The sequence below is a fragment of the Falsiroseomonas tokyonensis genome (assembly GCF_019024325.1).
GTDB classification, from domain to species: domain Bacteria; phylum Pseudomonadota; class Alphaproteobacteria; order Acetobacterales; family Acetobacteraceae; genus Falsiroseomonas; species Falsiroseomonas tokyonensis.
Map to the genome: position 1 here is coordinate 1,013,394 of NZ_JAFNJS010000001.1, position 19,085 is coordinate 1,032,478.

Genomic DNA, 19,085 nt, shown 5'->3' on the forward strand with positions numbered 1-19,085 from the left:
ACGCCCGGGAGCCTAGGGAAACAAGATGCTCCACGAGGATATCATGCCGCCGCTGATGTTCGGCGGGCTGGTGATCTTCCTGCTGATCGGCTTCCCGGCGGCCTTCTCGCTCGCCGCCGTCGGGCTGTTCTTCGGCTTCATCTCCATCGAGCTCGGCTTCTTTCCGGAAGCCTGGCTGGGCAACCTGCCGCTGCGCGTCTTCGGCATCCTGTCCAACGACCTGCTGCTGGCGATCCCCTTCTTCACGCTGATGGGCGCGGTGCTGGAACGCTGCGGCCTGGCGGAGGACCTGCTGGAGGGCACCGGCCAGCTCTTCGGCAAGATCCCGGGCGGGCTCGCCTATGCGGTGATCATTGTGGGCGCGATCCTGGGCGCCATCACCGGCACGGTGGCCGCCAGCGTCATCTCCATGGGCATGATCAGCCTGCCGATCATGATGCGCTACGGCTACGACATGCGGATCGCCACCGGCGTGATCGCGGCCTCGGGCACCATCACCCAGCTGATCCCGCCGTCGCTGGTGCTGATCGTGCTGTCCGACCAGCTCGGCCAGTCCGTGGGCGACATGTATGCGGGCGCCATCGGGCCGTCCCTGCTGCAGGTGGCGCTGTTCCTGCTGTTCATCTGGGGCGTCTCGATGTTCCAGCCGCACAAGGTGCCGCCGCTGCCGGATGAGGCGCTGGCGCCGCGCGACTGGCGGCTGTGGTGGCGGGTGCTGAAGGGCATGGTCCCTTCGATGGGCCTGATCTTCATGGTGCTGGGCACCATCTTCCTCGGCCTCGCCACCCCCACCGAGGCCGGCGCCATGGGCGTGGTCGGCGCCGTGGTGCTGGCGGCGCTGAACCGGCGACTGACCTGGCCGCTGATCCGGGAAGCCATGGGCAATACGATGCGGATCACCAGCATGGTGATCTTCATCCTGATCGGCGCCACGGTCTTCACCCTGGTCTTCCAGGGCGTGGATGGCGGCATCTGGATCGAGCATCTGCTCGGCCTGCTTCCGGGTGGCCAGACCGGCTTCCTGGTCTTCGTCAATGTCTTCGTCTTCTTCCTGGCCTTCTTCCTCGACTTCTTCGAGATTGCCTTCATCGTCATTCCGCTATTGGCGCCGGTCGCGAAATCCCTCGGCATCGACCTGGTCTGGTTCGGCGTGCTGCTCTGCATCAACATGCAGACGGCCTTCATGCACCCGCCCTTCGGCTTCGCGCTGTTCTACCTGCGGGGCGTGGCGCCGAAATCCGTGCTGACGCGCGACATCTACTGGGGCGCCATCCCCTGGCTCTGCCTGCAGCTGCTGCTGGTGGCGGTGGTGATCTTCTGGCCGCAGAGCGTGACCTATTGGCTGGATCGCGGGCCGCGGGTGGATCCCAGCACGGTCATCATCGACCTGCCCCCGCCGGCGGCGACGCCGGACATGCCCGCCGTGCCGATCTTCCAATGAAGCTGGTCCCGATCGGCACGGTGCAGGGCGGCCGGGCGGAGCCCATCGACGATGGCTGGGACGGCGTCGAATCCGAGATCCGGCTGGACCCGGCCGTGCTGGGGCCGGATGCGGCGCTGGGGCTCGACCAGTTCAGCCATGTGGTGGTGGTCTTCGGCTTCCACCGGCTGGACGCCGCCGTAGTGGAGCACAACGCGCGCCACCCGCGCGGGCGCCAGGACTGGCCGCGCATGGGCATCCTGGCCCAGCGCGGCGCGCCGCGGCCGAACCGCCTCGGCGTCACCACCTGCGCGCTGCTGGGGGTGCGGGGGATGGTGCTGCGGCTGCGCGGGCTGGACGCAATCGCCGGCAGCCCGGTCTTCGACATCAAGCCGCATATGACCGGCTTCGACCCGCGCGGTGCGATCCGCGAACCCGACTGGGCGAGGGAGATCATGGCCGGCTACTGGTGACCCTCCCGCCCTTGCGGCAGCGCCCTGGCCGGCGCAATGCGCCGCGACCCTGAGAGTGCAACCAGATGGCTGACGACGACTACGTCTTCGACGAGGCGACCGGCGAATGGCGCCCGGCCAGTGAGATCGCCGCCGCCGCCGCGCCCGGCCCGGCGCTAATCCGCGATGCCGCCGGCATGCCCTGGCGGATGGCGATTCCGTCACCCTCATCAAGGATCTGAAGGTGAAGGGTGGCAACCAGACCCTGAAGCAGGGCACCGTCATCCGCTCCATCCGCCTGACCGACAATCCCGAGGAGATCGACTGCCGGCACGACAGCATCAAGGGCCTGGTGCTGCGCACGGAATTCGTGCGCAAGCGCGGCTGAGAGGGCGGTTCAGAGCATTTCCAGCGCCTGTTTGCGCCTCGGCGGGGGAAAGGCGGCGTCCAACTCGGCCTTGTCCTGGTCCGTCAACCGCAGATCCCGCGCCGCCACATTCGCCCGCTGATGCGCCGGGTCGCTCGCCTTCGGGATCGCGATCACCCCCGGCCGCGCGAGGACGAAGGCCAGCGCCACCTGCGCCGGCGCCACCCCATGCCGCTCGGCCACCGCCCGCAAGGCCCGGTGCCGCAGCAGCGCCCCGCCCTGGCCGATCGGGGAATAGGCCATCACCGGCATGGCGCGCTCTGCGCAGAAGGGCAGCAGGTCGAATTCCACGCCGCGCGCCTCCAGGTTCCACAGCACCTGGTTCGTCGCGCAATCCGGCAGCGCCGGGCCCAGTTCCCGCAGATCGGCCACATCCAGGTTGGAGACGCCCCAGCGCGCGATCTGGCCGCGGGCCCGCGCCGCCTCCATCGCCTGCACCGTCTCCGCCAGCGGCACGCCGCCGCGCCAATGCAGCAGATAGAGATCCAGCCGCTCCACCCGCAGCCGCTTCAGGCTGGCGGCCAGGGCCACCGGCAGTTTCCTGGCCGAGGCATTGTGCGGATAGACCTTGGAGACGAGAAAAACCTCCTCCCGCCGGCCGGCGATGGCGTCCCCCACCACCTCCTCGGCGCCACCCTCGCCATACATCTCCGCCGTGTCGATCAGTGTCAGGCCCAGGTCGAGGCCCAGCCGCAGGGCATCGGCCTCCGCCCGCCGGTCGCCGCCCTCGCCCATCCGCCAGGTGCCCTGGCCGAGGGCCGGAACGGCCGCGCCGTCCTGAAATCGAACCTGCTCCATGGAACCTTGGCCTCCCTCGCCCCATCTGCCGGGCATGAACCGCACCCTGCTACCCCTGGCGGCCTGCATGGTCGCCGCCACCCTCGCCCAAGCGCAACCCGTGCCCAGCGTGCAGGGACAGGTGCCGGAGGAGATCGGCAGCTGGCGCCTTTCCTGCCTGGCGGACCGGATGACCGACCGGGCCGATTGCCTGCTGCGGCACCGGGAACCGGTGGAACAGGCGCCGAGCGCCACCGGATCCTCCCTGGTGCTGGAGGTGCAGGACCGTGGCGGGCATCTGGTGCCGGTGGTGGCGGCGCGCGACCTGTCGCTGGATTCGGTCAGCCGCGGCCTTCTGGCGGTGACCGGCACGGCGCAGCTGCGCTTTCCGCCGAACCGCTATTTCGAACTGCCCTGCACGCTGGAAGGCCGCAGCCTGGTCTGCGCCCCGCGGGCCGAGGATGCCGCCCGGGCCGCCAGTGAATTGCGTACCGCGCCGCTGGCGCTGGTGCGGATGACAGGCCTCGGCGCCGGGTCCGACCGGGCGGAGCCCACGGAATTGCGGCTGAGCCAGACGGCGGAGGCCCTGTCCCGCTTCCGCAGCCGGGTGCCGGAAGGCAGCACGCCGGCGCCCGCTTCGGGCCTGACGCTGCCCGACATCACCAACCGGCTGCAGCGCCTTTTTGGCAACTGACCCCGGCCGGCCGCCCGCCCCGGGGGCGGGCCATGCCGCTCAAGCGGCCTGGGCGCGCCCCGCGGTCGGGTCCAGGCGATAGCCGCCGCCTTCGGTGACCAGCAGGCGGGCATTGGTCGGATCGGGCTCGATCTTCTGCCGCAGGCGGTAGATATGCGTCTCCAGCGTATGCGTGGTGACGGCGCTGTTGTAGCCCCAGACCTCGTTCAGCAGGATCTGCCGCCCGACCGGCCGGCCGCCGGCGCGATAGAGGTACTTCAGGATCGCCGCTTCCTTTTCCGTCAGCCGGATCTTTCGGTTGCGGGCGGCATCCAGCAGCATCTTCGCGGAGGGGCGGAAGGTATAGGGGCCGACGCTGAAGACGGCATCCTCGGAATTGTCGAAGACGCGCAGTTGCGCGCGCAGGCGGGCCATCAGCTCCGAAACACGGAAGGGCTTGGCGATATAGTCGTTGGCGCCGGAATCCAGGCCGCGGACGATGTCCTGCTCCCCATCCGCGCCGGTCAGCATCAGGATGGGCATGCGCATCCCCTGCTTGCGCAGCCGCGCGCAGAGGTCGCGGCCATCGCCATCCGGCAGGCCGATATCGAGCACGATGGCATCGAAGCGCGCATCCTCGGCGGAGAGATGTGCCAGGGCTTCGGCGGTGCTTCCCGCCTCGGTCGCGGCGAATTCACCGTCATGCGCCAGTTGCTCCGCCAGCGTCTGCCGAAGCGCCTCGTCGTCGTCCACGACGAGGATGGGGCGTGGACCGGCCATGGTAGCTCCCATATCTGTGAGGCCCGACAACGGGCCCGGGGCGGATCGGTTTCACGTCTCCGTGCCATCGCCGCCGAAATAAATGGCGGAACGGACCGAACCCGCCGGGCGATATTGCCCTAGCGTATGCGTGATCAGCAAGCCTTGCCATGCGGGTATGACGATTTGCAGGCAAGGCAGGTCTTCTGCCGCGCTCACGCGTAATTCTTGCGGAGCGCCCCCTTTCAAACGCCTTTGGCGCGCCACATTCGGCATCGTCAATAGGCGCCACACGGAACGCCAAATCAAATGAGAAGCATGGTCCCCATCGTCTCCACGCGCCCCAACGGCGTCGATACCGTTGGCGTCAACGACGCTGGCCTGCCCGACCAGCGGGTGCTGGCCCTGCGCGCCGTCCACCGCGCCGCCAGCGAATTGCGGCGCGGCACGCCCATCCTGCTGCAGGGCCCGGAGGGGGCACTGGTGGTCGCGGCCGCCGAGACCGTCTCCGCCCGCGGCCTGACGGAACTGGCCGCCGCCGCGCGCGGGCCGGCGGTGCTGCTGCTGGCGCCGGTGCGCGCCGCGGCGGTGCTGCAGCGGCCGGTGCCGCAGGCCACGGGCGCCGCGCCGATCGGCACGGCCGCCGAGATGGGCGCTGTGGCGCTGCGGCTGTCGCCGGCCCTGCTGGACCCGGCGGCGCTGCGGTCGCTCGCCGATCCCACGGCCGAACGCCTGCTGCCCGAACAGCCCGAACGCACCGCCATGCCGCCGCAGGCCCTGCCGGCCATCGCGCTCGCCAAGCTGGCGCGGCTGCTGCCGGCGCTGGTGGTGGCCCCGGCGGCGGAGGCGGCCGCGTCGCGGCTCGACCTTCTCAGCGTGAAGGCGGCCGATGTGCTGGCCTATCCGGTCGCGGCGCCGGCCAGCCTGACGCGGGTGGCGGAGGCACGCGTGCCGCTGGAGGATGCGCCGGAGGCCCGCATCATCGCCTTCCGCGCGGCGGATGGCGGCATCGAGCACCTGGCGATCCTGGTGGACAGCGTCTCGCCGGAGGCGAGCAAGGATGCCGTGCCGCTGGTGCGGGTGCATTCCGAATGCTTCACCGGCGACCTGCTGGGCAGCCTGCGCTGCGACTGCGGCCCGCAGCTGCGCGGCGCCATCCAGCGCATGGCGGCCGACCCGGCCGGCGGCGTGCTGCTGTACCTCGCCCAGGAAGGGCGCGGCATCGGGCTGGTGAACAAGCTGCGCGCCTATCAGCTGCAGGACCAGGGGCTCGATACGCTCGATGCCAACCGGGCGCTGGGCTATGGCGCGGATGAGCGGAATTTCTGGGTGGCGGCGGAAATGCTGCGCGCCATCGGCGTGCCCCGCGTGCGGCTGCTGACCAACAACCCCGACAAGCTGGCCGGCCTCGCCGCCTGCGGCATCGAGGTGGAGGGGCGCGAGGCGCATCAGTTCGAGGGCAATGGCGTCAATGACGGCTACCTGGAGACCAAGGCGCGGCGCTTCGGCCATCTGCTGACCTGACCGGCTGCCCTGGCAGGATCGGGCCCTGGCACGGCGCTTGCCTCGCCGTGCCGGACCGCGCCCGATGCCAAAGGATCCACCAGCCATGGAAGTCAGCGCCACGCGCGCCCCGCCCGAAATCCTGCCTCGCCTCGGGCCGGACGAGCATGTGCCGGTGCCCGGCAACTTGACCTTCGACGAGGTGATCCAGGCGCTGAACCCGCTGCATCATCTGCCGGTGGTCGGCACGATCTACCGGGCGGCGACCGGGGAGACGGTGAACCCGGCGCTCCGCGTGCTGGGCGGCGCGTTGCTGGGCGGGCCGATCGGCGCGCTGTCCTCCGCCGTCTTCGCGGCGCTGGAGCAGTTCAGCCCCACCCCCTCCGCCCCCGCGCCCGCCACCCCCCCCACCGCCCTGGCCAGCGCGCGAGGCCCCCACCGCCATGGATGAGCCCGGCTGGGCCCTGGTGACCCCCGATGGCCGCTTCCGCTTCGAGGGCCAGGTGCTGCGCTGCGCCCTGGGCAAGGGCGGCGTGGTGCCGGCGGAGCGCAAGCAGGAAGGCGACGGCGCCACCCCCGCCGCCCGCCTGCCGCTGCGGCGCCTGCTCTACCGCGCCGACCGCATGCCGCCGCCGCCCGGCGCGGTGCCGGTGGAACCGCTGAGCCCCGAGGATGGCTGGTGCGACGACCCCGCCGACCGCGCCTATAACCGCCCCGTGCGCCTGCCCCATGCCGCGCGGCACGAGGCGCTGTGGCGGCAGGACGGGGTCTATGACCTGATCGGCATCCTGGGTTGGAACGACGCGCCGGTGCAGCGCGGCCGCGGCAGCGCCATCTTCCTGCATCTGGCGCGGCCGGATTTCAGCCCGACCGAGGGCTGCATCGCCCTGGCCCTGCCCGACCTGCGACAGGTTCTGGCGCGCGGGCTGCTGGGGATCGAGGTGCGGGCGGAGGGTTAGCGCACAAAGCCCTCTCCCCCCGACGGGGGCAGAGGGTTGGGTGAGGGGGGGCAAGCGCTTCCCGCAGTAGGCGCCCCAAGGGCGTTTCCGCAGCCCGTCAGGTCACCCCGAGCGCCGCCGCAGCAGCCGCGCCGCCTCCCGCAGGTCCAGCCCGCGCAACAGCTGCGCGCTGCCGAAATAGGTCACCAGCCCGGCCAGGATCAGCGCCGCAAGGCCGGCGAAGCGGGCCAGCGTGCCGGTCAGTGGAAACAGCACCGCCTCCAGCCCCAGCAGCACGCCCGCCATCACCGCGGCGGCCGCCAGCAGCCGCGGCGCGCGCCGGCGCAGCCGGCGGTCCAGCACCAGCTGGCGCCGCCGGGTCAGCAGCAGGCCCAGCACCGCCACATTCACCCAGGCGGCGATGGAGGTGGCCAGCGCAATGCCGACATGCGCCAGCACCGGGATCAAGGCGAGGTTCAGCGCCAGGTTCAGCGCCACGATGCCGAGCCCCACCTTCACCGGCGTGGCCGTGTCGCCGCGGGCGAAAAAGCCCGGGGTCAGCGCCTTCACCAGCACGAAGGCCGGCAGGCCGATGGCGCCCGCCACCAGCGCCGCCGCGGTGGCGGAGGCCGCCTGGGCATCGAAAAGCCCGCGCTGGAACAGGGTGGCGATGATCGGGCCGGCGGTCACCGCCATGGCCAGCGCCGCCGGCAAAGCGAAGGCCAGCGACAGCTCGATGGCGCGGTTCTGGCTGCGATGCGCCTCCAGCTTCCGTCCGGTGCGCAACTGCCGCGCCAGAAGCGGCAGCAGGGCGGTGCCCACCGCGGCGCCGATCACCCCCAGCGGCAGCTGCGCCACCCGGTCCGCGTAATACAGGTAGCTGACCGCCCCCGCCGGCAGCATCGAGGCCAGCACCACGTCGATCGCGAGATTCAGCTGCGTCACCCCGGCACCGAACAGCCCGGGGATCATCCGCCGCAGCACCGCCCGCACATCCGGCGTGAGCCGCGGCACGGACAGCGGATTGATCGCCATCCCCGCCGCCCGCACCGCCCAGAGTAGCAGGAGCAGCTGCGCGATGCCGGAGGCCATGACACCCCAGGCCAGCGCATGGCCGGCAGTGGCCACATAGGGCGTCAGCCCCAGCAGCGCCGCCATGGAGATCAGGTTGAACAGCACCGGCGTCGCCGCCGCCGCGCCGAAGCGGTTCATGCCGTTCAGCACGCCGGAGACCAGCGCCGCCAGGCAGATGAACAGCAGATAGGGGAAAGTGATGCGCGTCAGCTCGATCGCCAGCGCCAGCCTTTCCCCGCTGAAGCCCGGCGCCAGCACGAACAGGAGCTGCGGCATGAAGACCATGCCCAAAATCACCAGGCAGGCCAGCCAGATCGACATCAGCCCGGCCAGGGAATTGGCCAGGGCGCGTGCCTTGGCCGGCCCGTCCAGCGCGAAGCTGCCGGCGAAGGCGGGCACGAAGGCGGCATTGAAGGCGCCCTCCCCGAACAGGCGCCGGAACAGGTTGGGCAGCTTCAGCGCGATGAAGAAGGCATCCGCCACCGGCCCGGCCCCCAGCCGGGCGGCGATCAGCATATCCCGGGCGAAGCCGAGGATGCGGCTCGCCATGGTCCAGCCGCCGACGGTGAAGACGCTGCGTAGCATCCAGCCTGTGTAGGCCGGAACGCAGCCCGCGTGAATCGGCCGCCGCGCCGCCGGCGGAGTTAAGCCCGCATTGTTGCCTTGCAGGCAGAATGGGGGCCATCAGCCATGCCAGACCTCCGCCGTCACCTCACCCAGCTGCTGCCGGTGTTGATGCTGCTGCTCGCGACCGCGGTCCTGGGATGGGCGCAGGCGCGGCCGCGGCCGGACCAGCCGCTGGCCCTGTTCTTCCCGCCCGGCGTCGCGGAAACGGCCGCCCTGCTGCAGGTCCTGGCCGCGCCCGGCTGGGACCCGATCGCGATCCGCCGCCTGGGGCCCTTCACCCTGGCGCTGGTCGCGCCGAACACCCCAGGCTCCGCCGGCCCGGCCCCGCAAGGCGCCTGGCTGGTCCTGCCCGCCATCGGCCGCGCGCCCTGCGCCGCCGCCAACCTCGCTTTGGACATGGGAAGACCTCTTTCATGAACCTGGACCGGATTCGCCGCAGCAGCGCGCGGGCCCTGCTGTGGCTGCTCGGCGCCCTGGCGCTGGCCGCCCTGCCGCTGGCCTGGCTCTCCGGCGGCGGCAGCGCCGAGATCTGGGGCGGCGGCGGGCTCGCCGCCCTGGCCGCGGCCGCCGCCCTCGGCCTCGGCGCGCGCGACGCCACCGCGCCGGTCGCGCGGCAGATGATCGCGGTGGCGCTGATGGTGCAGGTCTCGGTGCTGGTCTGGGTGGCCCCGGCCTGGCTGCGCACGGATATGCACATGGCCTATTTCGCGGCGCTGGCCATGCTGGCCGGGCTGGTGGACCGGCGCGCCATCATCCTCGGCACCCTGGCGGTCGCGCTGCACCATACCGTGCTGAACGAGCTGGCCCCGATGGCCGTCTTCGGCGGCGAGGGTACGCTGGGACGCGTCGCGCTGCATGCCGTGATCCTGGTGGCGGAAGCGGCGGCGCTGCTGCTGGTGCTGACCTGCCTGGAAGGCGCCGCCGCCGCCGCCCAGGCCGCTCAGGCGGAAAACGAGGCCGCCCTGGCGCGGGAGGAAGCCGAGCGCACGCGGAAGGAGGCCGAGAAGGCCGAGGCCGCCCGCCAGGCGCGCGAGGGACGCATGGCCCTCGCCGCACAGGTGGAAGGCGAGATCGGCGCCTGCAGCAGCCAGCTCAGCGCCGCGGCGCGGGAGCTGGGCGCGGCGTCGGATGGCCTGGCCGAGGCCGCCCGCAACGGCGCCGGGGCGACGCAGGCCGCCGCCACGGCCACCGGCGAAGCGGCCCAGGATGTGCAGACCGTGGCCGCGGCGACGGAGGAACTGGCGGCCTCGGTGCAGGAAGTGACGCGGCAGGTGGCCAGCGCCGCCGGCGTCGCCCGCAGCGTCGCCGATCGCGCCCGCAACACGGATGCCATCGTCACCGGCCTGTCCGAGAGCGCCGGCCGGATCCATGAGGTGGTGCGCCTGATCGGCGCCATCGCCAGCCAGACCAACCTGCTGGCGCTGAATGCGACGATCGAGGCCGCCCGCGCCGGCGAAGCCGGCAAGGGCTTCGCCGTGGTGGCCGGAGAGGTGAAGGCGCTGGCCGCCCAGACCGCACAGGCGACGGAGGAAATCGGCCGCCAGGCCGGCGGCATCGAGACCGCGACCAGCGAGGCGGTGCAGGCGATCCGCGGCATCGTCCAGGTGGTGGCGGAGCTGGAGGAGGTCTCCGCCGCCATGGCCACGGCCGTGCAGGAACAGGGCAGCGCCACCCAGGACATCGCCCGCACCGCGCAACGCGTGGCGCAAAGCACGGAACGCGCCGCCGGCGCGGTGGGCCATGCGGAAGGCGCGATCGGCGCCACGACCCGCGCGGTGGAACAGCTGGAAGCCACCGCGCGGACGCTGGACGGCAGCGCCGCCTCGCTCCGCGCCTCGCTGCAGGCGACGGTGGCCGGGCTGAGGGCGGGCTGAGCGAAGGGTGGGCTGGGCTGAGGGCGGGCGCGGGCTTCAAGTCCTTGCCGCGCCCCGCCCGGACGCCTAGGTGAAGGCGAGCAGGCCGACACCACCTCGCGAGTCAGAACACCCGATCCATGAGCGATACCCAGGATACGCCGACCCCGGCCGAGAACGCCGCGGCCGCAAACCCGAGCACGGGCCAGACGACCGACCATGCCAAGGGCGCGGATGCCTCCGCGCAGCCCGGCGCCGAAACCCCGCCGATGACCGAAGCCGAGCGCATCGCGGCCCTGGAAGCCGAAGTCATCCAGATGCGCGACAAATGGCTGCGCTCCGAAGCCGAAATGCAGAACCTGCGCGCCCGCACCAAGCGCGAGACCGAGGACGCACGCCTCTACGCCGTGCAGAAATTCGCCCGCGACGTGGTGGAAACCGCCGAAAACCTGCGCCGCGGCCTGGACAGCCTGCCGCCGGCCGCAGAGGACGAGCCGGAACTGCTGGGCAAGCTGCGCGGCGGCTTCGAAGGGGTGGAACGTGCCTTCGTCACCATGCTCGAGCGCCACGGCATCGCCCGCGTGGAAGCCCAGGGCAAGACCTTCGACCCGGAACTGCACCAGGCCATGGCCGAACAACCGGCCCCCGAAGGCACCGAACCCGGCACCATCATCCAGGCCTGGACCCCCGCCTGGACCCTCCACGGCCGCCTGCTGAAGCCGGCGATGGTGGTCGTGGCCGGCAAGTAGCGCGCGTCGCGCTGGTGGTTCACGAGGGGCTTTGCCCCTCGCGCTCCCCACCAGAGGGCTCGCCCTCTGGACACCCTTTCAGGGACAGGTTGGAGGAGGGGCCTGCGGGCCTTTGCGATCCGCGGGCGCGCCGGCCCCTCCTCCAACCTGTCCCTCAGGGCATGGGTTCAAAGGGCCAAAGCCCTTTGTGGGGGGTGCCGGGGGGCAAAGCCCCCTGGCGAGCACGAGCATCACCCGCGCCGCGCCGACTTCGCCAGCTTCCGCCGTTGGCGGCGCACGCGGATCCAGACCAGGCCGGCGATGACGGGCACCAGGGCGGCCAGGATGATGTCGAGGCGCAGTGGGCCCCAGGGCAGGGGTTTCAGCGCGTAGCCGGCGAGGGACAGCACGTAGTAGCTGATGCCGGCGACGGAGAGGCCTTCGACGGTTTCCTGCAGGCGGAGCTGGGCGCGGCCGGTCTCGGCCATGGCGGCCAGCAGTTTCTGCGTTTGCGCCTCCTGCGCCACCGCAACGCGGGCGCGCAAAAGGTCCACGGCGCGGCCGCAGCGGACGGAGAGTGCGGCGGTGCGGGTGCCGGTGGCCTGGATGGTGGCGAGTGCCGGGTCCAGCCGGCGTTCCAGGTATTCCGTCAGGGTGGGCAGGCCGTGCAGCCGTTCTTCCCGCAGCACCTGGAGGCGGCGGCCGACCAGGGCGTGGTAGGCATGGGCGGCGGAGAAGCGGTCCGCCGTTGCATTGGCGATCTGTTCGATGCCGGTGGCGAGTTCGGAGAGTTCCTCCAGCGCCTCCCGTTCCGCTTCCAGCTCCTCCAGCCCCGAGAGGCGGGAGGAGAGGGAGGCCAGGCGGTCCGAGGCGCGGGCTAGTTCACCGGCGGCGGCGCGGGCGGGTGGCAGGGCCAGCAGGGCGAAAAGCCGGTAGGTCTCGATCTCCCACAGCGCCTGGGCCAGGCGGCCGGCGAGGGCCGGGGTCAGGCCGTGGTCCTGCAGCAGGATGCGGGTGAAGCCGTCCGGGCCGAGCCGGAAGTCGGTCCAGGCGGTGGCGGCGCCGCCGGAGAGGCTGGCGCCGGCCAGGCCATCCGGGGCGAAGCAGCCCGGGGGCGGGGCTTCGTCCTCTCCGGCGGTGGGCAGCACGGCGATATGGGCGGCGACCAGGGTGCGGCCGGGCAGGGCGGCCAGCCAGTCGGTCGGCACCGCGGCGATGGCGGTGAAGGCGAAGGGGTCGTCCGGGTGGTCGGACAGGCCGGGGCGCAGGAAGGTCCAGCCGTCGAATTCGGTATGCCGTTCGTAGCGCAGCCGGAAGACGCCAAAATCGGCCAGCACGAAATCGGCGCCGGGGGCCGGGGGTGTCACCCCGTAGCGGCGGCAGAGGCTGGCGAGGTGGGCGACGCCCGCCCCGCGGTCAGCGCCGGAGTCCCCGGACAGGGCCAGCCGGCTGATCGCGACCGGCGTCTGCAGCGGCAGGGGCGGGCGGGCGTGGAGTTCGCCCGTCAGCACATCGCGCTGCGGGTGGGGGGGGAGGTGCTGGATCATGTCGTTGTGGCACCTTACCCAGGTGCCGGGGGCCAGGAACAGCGGATTGCGCGGTTTCGTCGCGGCGGAATCGCGAGTCTTTCCAAAGCTTGCGCCCGCCGCGGGTCTTGTTCCCTGCGCCCGGCCTGAATACATGACGGCAGCGCGGCGACCGGGGGCTTCCCCGGTTCGGCCGCAGGACAACCCACCCCGCATCCGTCACGGATCATGGGGGCGGGTGCGGTGCCGAAGGGTTTCCGGGGTAGCCGGGCCCATGGGCCGTGCCCGTCCGCCGCACAGGAGATAGACTCGGATGAGCAAGGTCATCGGCATCGACCTCGGCACCACCAATTCCTGCGTCGCCATCATGGAAGGCAAGGACGTCAGGGTCATCGAGAACGCCGAGGGTGCGCGTACCACCCCCTCCATGGTCGCCTTCGCGAAGAATGGCGAGCGCCTGGTCGGCCAGTCCGCCAAGCGCCAGGCGGTCACCAACCCGACCAACACGCTCTATGCCGTGAAGCGCCTGATCGGCCGCCGCTTCGACGACCCGATGGTGAACAAGGACAAGGGCCTGGTCCCCTATTCCATCGTGCGCGCCAGCAATGGCGATGCCTGGGTCGAGGCGGATGGCAAGCAGTACGCGCCGCAGCAGATCAGCGCCAATATCCTCTCCAAGATGAAGGAGACCGCCGAGGCCTATCTCGGCGAGAAGGTCACGCAGGCGGTCATCACCGTCCCGGCCTATTTCAACGACGCCCAGCGCCAGGCGACCAAGGAAGCCGGCGCGATCGCGGGCCTCGAGGTGCTGCGCATCATCAACGAGCCGACGGCCGCGGCGCTTGCCTATGGCATGGATCAGAAGAAGGGCGGCACCATCGCGGTCTACGACCTCGGCGGCGGCACCTTCGACGTCTCGATCCTGGAGATCGGCGACGGCGTCTTCGAGGTGAAGTCCACCAACGGCGACACCTTCCTCGGCGGCGAGGACTTTGACGCGCGGGTGATCGACTACCTGGCGGATGAGTTCAAGAAGGAGCAGGGCATCGACCTGCGCGGCGACAAGCTCGCGCTGCAGCGCCTGAAGGAAGCCGCCGAGAAGGCGAAGATCGAGCTGTCCTCCTCCAAGCAGACCGAGGTGAACCTGCCCTTCATCACCGCCGACGCCTCCGGGCCGAAGCACCTGGTGATGCAGCTGAGCCGCGCGAAGCTGGAAGCGCTGGTCGACGACCTGATCACCAAGACGCTGGAGCCCTGCAAGCAGGCGCTGAAGGATGCGCAGGTTTCGGCCGGCGAGATCGACGAGGTCATCCTCGTTGGCGGCATGACCCGCATGCCGAAGGTCATCGAGCTGGTGAAGCAGTTCTTCGGCAAGGAGCCTGCGCGCAACGTCAACCCGGATGAGGTGGTCGCCATCGGTGCCGCCATCCAGGGCGGCGTGCTGAAGGGCGACGTCAAGGACGTGCTGCTGCTGGACGTGACGCCGCTGTCGCTGGGCATCGAGACGCTGGGTGGCGTGTTCACGCGGTTGATCGACCGCAACACCACCATCCCGACCAAGAAGTCGCAGGTCTTCTCGACGGCCGACGACAACCAGTCCGCGGTCACCATCAAGGTGTTCCAGGGCGAGCGCGAGATGGCGGCCGACAACAAGCTGCTCGGCCAGTTCGACCTGACCGGCCTGCCGCCGGCGCCGCGCGGCGTGCCGCAGGTGGAGGTGACCTTCGACATCGACGCCAACGGCATCGTCAGCGTCAGCGCGAAGGACAAGGCGACGGGCAAGGAGCAGCAGGTCCGCATCCAGGCCAAGTCCGGCCTGTCCGATGCCGATATCGAGCGGATGGTGCGGGACGCGGAGGCGAATGCCGAGGCGGACAAGCAGCGCCGCGCGGCCGTGGAAGCGCGGAATGGGCTCGATGCCTTGGTCCACTCGACCGAGAAGACGATTCGGGAGAATGGCGACAAGGTCCCGGCCGCGGAGAAGGCCGAGGTCGAATCCGCCATCGCCGCCGCCCGCACCGCGATGGAAGGCCAGGATGTCGAGGCCATCAACAAGGCCAACGAGACCCTGTCCCAGGCCGCGATGAAGATGGGCGAGGCGCTGTACAAGGCGCAGGCCGCCCAGGCCGAGGCGGGTGGCGCGGAGGCCGGCGCCGGCGCCGGTCCGGGCGGCAATCCGAACGACAAGGTGGTGGACGCCGAGTTCGAGGAAGTCGACCCGACCAAGAAGAAGCCCTCCTAACGCCGGGCCTCTTCCGGACTGAATGAGCGGCGCGCCCGGCTTCGCAAGAAGTCGGGCGCTGCCATGTTGACCACGCCGCCCCGCGAGGACCTACGGGACCATGGCCAAACGCGACTATTACGAAGTCCTGGGCGTCGCCCGGGATGCGAGCGAGGAGGACCTGAAGAAGGCCTACCGCAAGCTCGCCATGCAGCACCACCCGGACCGCAACCGGGGCGATGCCGGGGCCGAGGCGAAGTTCAAGGAGGCCAACGAGGCCTACGACGTGCTGAAGGATGCCGAGAAGCGCGCCGCCTATGACCGCTTCGGCCATGCCGCCTTCGAACAGGGTGGCGGCGGGGGCGGCGGCGCCGGGATGGGCGGCAACCCCTTCGGCGGCGCCTTCGAGGATATCTTCGAGGAGATGTTCGGCGGGCTGGGCCGCGGGCGCGGTGGTGGCCGGGCCGCCGCCGGGCGCGGCAACGACCTGCGCCACCAGGTGGAGGTCTCGCTGGAGGAGGCTTTCGCGGGTTCCAAGAAGACCATCCGCGTGCCGTCCTCCGTGGTCTGCGAGGCCTGCAAGGGCTCGGGCAGCGAGGGCAATGCGGCGCAATCCGCGCAGACCTGCCCGACCTGCAGCGGCGCCGGCAAGGTGCGGGCGCAGCAGGGCTTCTTCCTGATCGAGCGCACCTGCCCGACCTGCTCGGGCAGCGGCCGCATCATCAAGAACCCCTGCAAGGTCTGTGCGGGCCAGGGCCGCGTGCAGCGCGACCGCACGCTGGCCGTGACCATCCCGGCGGGCGTCGAGGACGGCACCCGCATCCGCCTGTCCGGCGAGGGCGAGGCCGGGCTGCGCGGCGCGCCGGCGGGCGACCTTTATGTCGACGTGGCGGTGCGGCAGCACGCCATCTTCCAGCGCGACGGTGCCAATATCTTCGTCAGGGTCCCGCTGCGGATGACGCAGGCGGCGCTGGGCGGGGGTGTCGAGGTGCCGGTGATCGACGGCGGGCGGGCGCGGGTGACGATCCCCGCCGGCACCCAGACCGGCGACCAGTTCCGCCTGCGCGGCAAGGGTTTTTCCGTGCTGCGCTCCGCCGCGCGGGGCGACATGTATGTGCAGGTGGCGGTGGAGACCCCGCAGAACCTCTCGAAGCGGCAGCAGGAACTGCTGGCCGAGTTCGAGACCGAATGCGAGAAGACCGGCCGCAGCAATCCGGAAACCGAGGGCTTCTTCGCCAAGGTGAAGGAATTCTGGGACGGGCTGGGCCGATAGGCCCCTCTCCCTCCCCCGCCCTTGCGGGGGGTTGCGCACCGCGCAACGCCGACGGCTGGTCGGGGTGGGGGCCGCCGACGCTGCCTCAATCCAGCCCGAGCTGACCCAGCATGGTCAGGAACTGCCGGGCGGCGCGCTGCAGCGCCGCCGGGCCGTGGTGGGCCAAGGCGTCCTGCCGCGCGGCCTCGCCCATCGCCTGCAGCCGGGCCGGATCGGCCAGCAGCGTCTCCACCTCCGCCTCCAGCGTCTCCGGCGTCACCACCAGGCCGGTCTCGCCATGGCGGATGCCGGGATGGATCTCGGCATAGGCCACCACGGGCAGGCCGCAGGCCATGCCCTCCACGATCGCGCGCGGCAGCCCGTCCTGCAGCGAGGGATGCACCATGACCTTCGCCTGGTGCAGCAAGCCATAGACCCGGTCGGCTGACCGCTGGCCGGCGAAATGGACCAGGGGCGGGGCCTCCGCCTGCCGCGCCTCCAGCTGCGCGCCGCCGCCCACCAGGCAGATCCGGTGGCGCTGCCCCAGGCCGAAGAGCGCCGTCTGGTTCTTCCGCGCGTCATGGAAGTGGGCGACGTTGACGATGGCGTAGCGTGCTTCCGGCCGCGGATCGGGCGGCGTGGCCAGCGTCGCATCGAAGTAGCGCGGCATCAGCAGCGTGCGGCCGCGGGCGTGGTGCATGGCGAAGGCCTGCTGCTGCTGCGCCGGATATTCGGTCAGTACCAGCGCCGCCCGCGGCAGCAGCGGATCCCTTGTATAGCCATCCGCCATCAGCACGATCGGGCAGGGATGCAGCGCATCCGCGACGGCGCGGTGCGCTGCATGGCCCAGCCCCTTGAACAGCAGCAGCTGCGGCCGGAAGTCCCGCACCGCGGCCACCAGCGCCTGGGAGGTTCGCTGCCGGCGCGGCTGGGAGGCATCGTCGCTCGGCAGCACGGTGGCCGGCACCTGTCCGTCCAGCAGCTCCAGCTGCTGCGGCGGCGCCGAAGCCTCCAGCCGGAACAGCCGCACCTCCACCCCCCGCGCCCGCATCTCGGCCAGGAACAACAGTTCCTGCTGGCTTTCCTTCAGGCGGCGGTCGGGATGGCTCGCGACAAAGGCCAGGCGCATCGGCGGTTCTCCTCGGGCGGAGTGATGCCGTGTCTGGCCGCCGCAGGCCAGGGGGCAGCTGCGGCGGAATCTCGCGCCGGCGCTGCAACCGCGGGGCCTGGCCGACGTTGCATGGAAGACCTCCGCATCCCCCCTGTGGCAGGTCCTGGCAGGCGGCGGCGCGGTCCCCAAGGTCCCAATCGCGCCGCCGCCCGCCCCCCCTCCGCTCGCTTGACCCCGGCCGCCGGCTGCGCGCAGCTTCCGCCCTCGCGCTCGGGGGGTTCTCTGCATGATCCGCATTGGCATCGCCGGCATCGCCGGCCGCATGGGCCGGCTGCTGGCCGAGGAGGTGCAGGCCGCCGGCGCCATCCTGTCGGGCGGCACGCTGCGCCCGGGCAGCAGGGCGGAGCCCCCCGCCGGCCTTCCCATCCAGCCCGATGCCGCCGCGCTGTTCGCGGCCAGCGACATCGTCATCGACTTCACCCATGCGGAGGAGGCGGTGCCGCATGCGGAGCTGGCGGCGCGGAGCGCGACCCCGCTGGTACTCGGCTCCTCCGGCCTCTCGGCCGCGCAGGAACGGGCGGTGGCGGAGGCGGCGCAGCTTGTGCCGGTGGTGCATGCGGCGAATTTCGCCCCCGGCGTGAACCTGGTGCTGGCCCTGGCCGAGAAGCTGGCAGCGGCCCTGCCGGCCGAGGCCTATGATGCCGAGATCGTCGAGATGCACCACCGGCAGAAGGTGGATGCCCCCTCCGGCACCGCACTCGCCATGGGCCGCGCCGTGGCAGCCGGACGGGGCACGACGCTGGAGGCGGCGGGGATGGAAAGCGGGCGGGACGGCCATACCGGCGCGCGCCGCACCGGCAGCATCGGCTTCGCCGCGCTGCGCGGCGGCCAGGTGGTGGGCGAGCATACGCTGCTCTTCGCCGCCGCCACCGAGCACATCGCCATCACCCATCGCAGCTTCGACCGGCGGTCCTATGCGGTGGGGGCGGTGCGTGCGGCCCAGTGGATCATCGGGCGGCGGCCGGGCCTCTATTCGATGATGGATGTGCTGGGGATGCGATGAGCTGGGACGCGACGGCCTTGATCGCCGCGACCGGCGGGGTCGTTTGGCACCTTGCGCCGCGCGCCGCGCTGCCGATGCTGCGCCGGCACGGCCTGCTCTCGACCGCGGCCCTGGTCAGAATGTTCGAGGTGCCGGAGCCGGATGCGACCCGCCTGCTCGAGACCAATCGCGATCAATTCACCCCGCTGCACCATCCCCGCCACGGCACGGTGGAGCTGAGGCGCCAGCAGATGTGGGACAGCAAGCTGGGGCCGGCGCTGGCCGGCAGCGGGACCACGCCCGCGCAATGGCGGCGGCACATCAACGGCCATGTCTTCTTCTGGCTGGACCCGGCGCGGCTGGACGGCCTGGCCAAGGCGGACCCGAAGCGCCCGCAGGTGCCGCTTCGCATTGACCTCGTGCGGCTGCTGCAGCGCCATGAAACGGCGGCGCTGCTCACGCCGATCAATACCGGCGCCGTGCGGCACCCGCGCCATCGGCGCAGCCTGGCCGACTGGCACATGCTGGGCGCCTATGCCGACCCGCGGGGCCGTCGTCCGGTGGAATTGGCCATTCCATGGGCCGTGCCGGACCTGGCCGCCCTGGTGCTGGACCCCTGGCCTCAACCTTGAGTTTCATTGCAGGATGGTGTCCAAGGCGCATGCACTGCCTTGACCCCGCCACACCGCACTGCAATACGCC

General features: G+C 71.5%; 20 protein-coding genes. 15 read left to right on the forward strand and 5 right to left on the reverse strand.

Annotated features, from left to right (window positions below; genetic code table 11):
• The first annotated feature begins 25 nt into the window (after positions 1–25).
• The 4 genes from J3S20_RS04555 (at position 26) to J3S20_RS30060 (ending at position 2,260) form a co-directional block, all read left to right on the forward strand.
• Positions 26–1,441 (forward strand): TRAP transporter large permease, encoded by a 1,416-nt coding sequence (locus J3S20_RS04555; RefSeq protein ID WP_216834999.1) that lies wholly within the window; start codon positions 26–28, stop codon positions 1,439–1,441.
• The gene (locus J3S20_RS04560; RefSeq protein ID WP_216835001.1) at positions 1,438–1,893 is read left to right on the forward strand and encodes an SAM-dependent methyltransferase; all 456 of its coding nucleotides are present in this window, start codon (positions 1,438–1,440) and stop codon (positions 1,891–1,893) included. Before J3S20_RS04555 ends, J3S20_RS04560 begins: the two co-directional genes overlap by 4 nt.
• 65 nt (positions 1,894–1,958) lie before the next feature.
• Positions 1,959–2,114, forward strand: a complete 156-nt coding sequence (locus J3S20_RS30055) for a hypothetical protein (RefSeq protein WP_246602257.1) — start codon at positions 1,959–1,961, stop codon at positions 2,112–2,114.
• 2 nt (positions 2,115–2,116) lie between these two features.
• Entirely contained in the window at positions 2,117–2,260 is a 144-nt protein-coding gene (locus J3S20_RS30060; RefSeq protein ID WP_343215151.1) for a PhnA domain-containing protein, read from the forward strand.
• A 9-nt stretch (positions 2,261–2,269) separates the two neighbouring features.
• On the opposite strand, the gene J3S20_RS04570 is transcribed toward J3S20_RS30060, so the two are convergent.
• A complete protein-coding gene (locus J3S20_RS04570; RefSeq protein WP_216835002.1) occupies positions 2,270–3,097 on the reverse strand; it encodes an aldo/keto reductase in 828 nt (275 codons plus the stop codon).
• A 34-nt stretch (positions 3,098–3,131) separates the two neighbouring features.
• Here J3S20_RS04570 and J3S20_RS04575 point away from each other — a divergent pair, with 34 nt between their 5' ends.
• The gene (locus J3S20_RS04575) at positions 3,132–3,770 is read left to right on the forward strand and encodes a hypothetical protein (RefSeq protein ID WP_216835004.1); all 639 of its coding nucleotides are present in this window, start codon (positions 3,132–3,134) and stop codon (positions 3,768–3,770) included.
• Positions 3,771–3,809: 39 nt separating this feature from the next.
• On the opposite strand, the gene J3S20_RS04580 is transcribed toward J3S20_RS04575, so the two are convergent.
• Positions 3,810–4,529 carry a response regulator transcription factor gene (locus J3S20_RS04580; RefSeq protein ID WP_216835006.1) on the reverse strand — a complete coding sequence of 240 codons (720 nt, stop codon included), beginning with the start codon at positions 4,527–4,529 and terminating at the stop codon, positions 3,810–3,812.
• A gap of 288 nt (positions 4,530–4,817) precedes the next feature.
• On the opposite strand from J3S20_RS04580, the gene ribA reads away from it, so the two are divergent.
• The 3 genes from ribA to J3S20_RS04595 all read left to right on the forward strand — a co-directional run bounded on the left by ribA (position 4,818) and on the right by J3S20_RS04595 (position 6,970).
• The gene (gene ribA, locus J3S20_RS04585; RefSeq protein ID WP_246602258.1) at positions 4,818–6,032 is read left to right on the forward strand and encodes a GTP cyclohydrolase II; all 1,215 of its coding nucleotides are present in this window, start codon (positions 4,818–4,820) and stop codon (positions 6,030–6,032) included.
• 85 nt (positions 6,033–6,117) lie between these two features.
• Positions 6,118–6,462 (forward strand): hypothetical protein, encoded by a 345-nt coding sequence (locus J3S20_RS04590; protein WP_216835008.1) that lies wholly within the window; start codon positions 6,118–6,120, stop codon positions 6,460–6,462.
• Positions 6,455–6,970 carry a L,D-transpeptidase family protein gene (locus J3S20_RS04595; RefSeq protein WP_216835010.1) on the forward strand — a complete coding sequence of 172 codons (516 nt, stop codon included), beginning with the start codon at positions 6,455–6,457 and terminating at the stop codon, positions 6,968–6,970. Before J3S20_RS04590 ends, J3S20_RS04595 begins: the two co-directional genes overlap by 8 nt.
• A 102-nt stretch (positions 6,971–7,072) precedes the next feature.
• Here the strand turns inward: J3S20_RS04595 and murJ are convergent, their stop codons facing one another.
• Complete coding sequence (murJ, locus tag J3S20_RS04600) at positions 7,073–8,608, reverse strand: murein biosynthesis integral membrane protein MurJ (protein WP_216835012.1); 1,536 nt, start codon at positions 8,606–8,608, stop codon at positions 7,073–7,075.
• Between the two features lie 105 nt (positions 8,609–8,713).
• Between murJ and J3S20_RS04605 the strand changes: the two genes are divergently transcribed.
• From J3S20_RS04605 to J3S20_RS04615, 3 genes are all read left to right on the forward strand, one after another.
• Positions 8,714–9,067 carry a hypothetical protein gene (locus J3S20_RS04605; RefSeq protein ID WP_216835014.1) on the forward strand — a complete coding sequence of 118 codons (354 nt, stop codon included), beginning with the start codon at positions 8,714–8,716 and terminating at the stop codon, positions 9,065–9,067.
• Complete coding sequence (locus tag J3S20_RS30725) at positions 9,064–10,524, forward strand: methyl-accepting chemotaxis protein (RefSeq protein WP_216835016.1); 1,461 nt, start codon at positions 9,064–9,066, stop codon at positions 10,522–10,524. The genes J3S20_RS04605 and J3S20_RS30725 overlap by 4 nt, the downstream gene beginning before the upstream one ends.
• Positions 10,525–10,643: 119 nt before the next feature.
• Positions 10,644–11,252 (forward strand): nucleotide exchange factor GrpE, encoded by a 609-nt coding sequence (locus tag J3S20_RS04615; protein WP_216835018.1) that lies wholly within the window; start codon positions 10,644–10,646, stop codon positions 11,250–11,252.
• 230 nt (positions 11,253–11,482) lie between these two features.
• Here the strand turns inward: J3S20_RS04615 and J3S20_RS04620 are convergent, their stop codons facing one another.
• Positions 11,483–12,778 (reverse strand): DUF3422 family protein, encoded by a 1,296-nt coding sequence (locus tag J3S20_RS04620; RefSeq protein ID WP_216835020.1) that lies wholly within the window; start codon positions 12,776–12,778, stop codon positions 11,483–11,485.
• A gap of 292 nt (positions 12,779–13,070) precedes the next feature.
• Here J3S20_RS04620 and dnaK point away from each other — a divergent pair, with 292 nt between their 5' ends.
• Positions 13,071–14,999, forward strand: coding sequence for a molecular chaperone DnaK (dnaK, locus tag J3S20_RS04625; RefSeq protein WP_216835023.1), 1,929 nt, complete (start codon positions 13,071–13,073; stop codon positions 14,997–14,999).
• 100 nt (positions 15,000–15,099) lie between these two features.
• Positions 15,100–16,251 carry a molecular chaperone DnaJ gene (gene dnaJ, locus J3S20_RS04630; RefSeq protein ID WP_216835025.1) on the forward strand — a complete coding sequence of 384 codons (1,152 nt, stop codon included), beginning with the start codon at positions 15,100–15,102 and terminating at the stop codon, positions 16,249–16,251.
• 85 nt (positions 16,252–16,336) lie between these two features.
• Here dnaJ and J3S20_RS04635 read toward each other — a convergent pair whose 3' ends face one another.
• On the reverse strand, positions 16,337–17,359 hold the full coding sequence (locus tag J3S20_RS04635) for a glycosyltransferase (protein WP_216835027.1): 1,023 nt from the start codon (positions 17,357–17,359) through the stop codon (positions 16,337–16,339).
• A gap of 271 nt (positions 17,360–17,630) precedes the next feature.
• On the opposite strand from J3S20_RS04635, the gene dapB reads away from it, so the two are divergent.
• Positions 17,631–18,404 (forward strand): 4-hydroxy-tetrahydrodipicolinate reductase, encoded by a 774-nt coding sequence (dapB, locus tag J3S20_RS04640; RefSeq protein ID WP_216835444.1) that lies wholly within the window; start codon positions 17,631–17,633, stop codon positions 18,402–18,404.
• Positions 18,401–19,015 (forward strand): DUF7002 family protein, encoded by a 615-nt coding sequence (locus J3S20_RS04645; RefSeq protein ID WP_216835029.1) that lies wholly within the window; start codon positions 18,401–18,403, stop codon positions 19,013–19,015. The genes dapB and J3S20_RS04645 overlap by 4 nt, the downstream gene beginning before the upstream one ends.
• Positions 19,016–19,085: the final 70 nt, after the last annotated feature.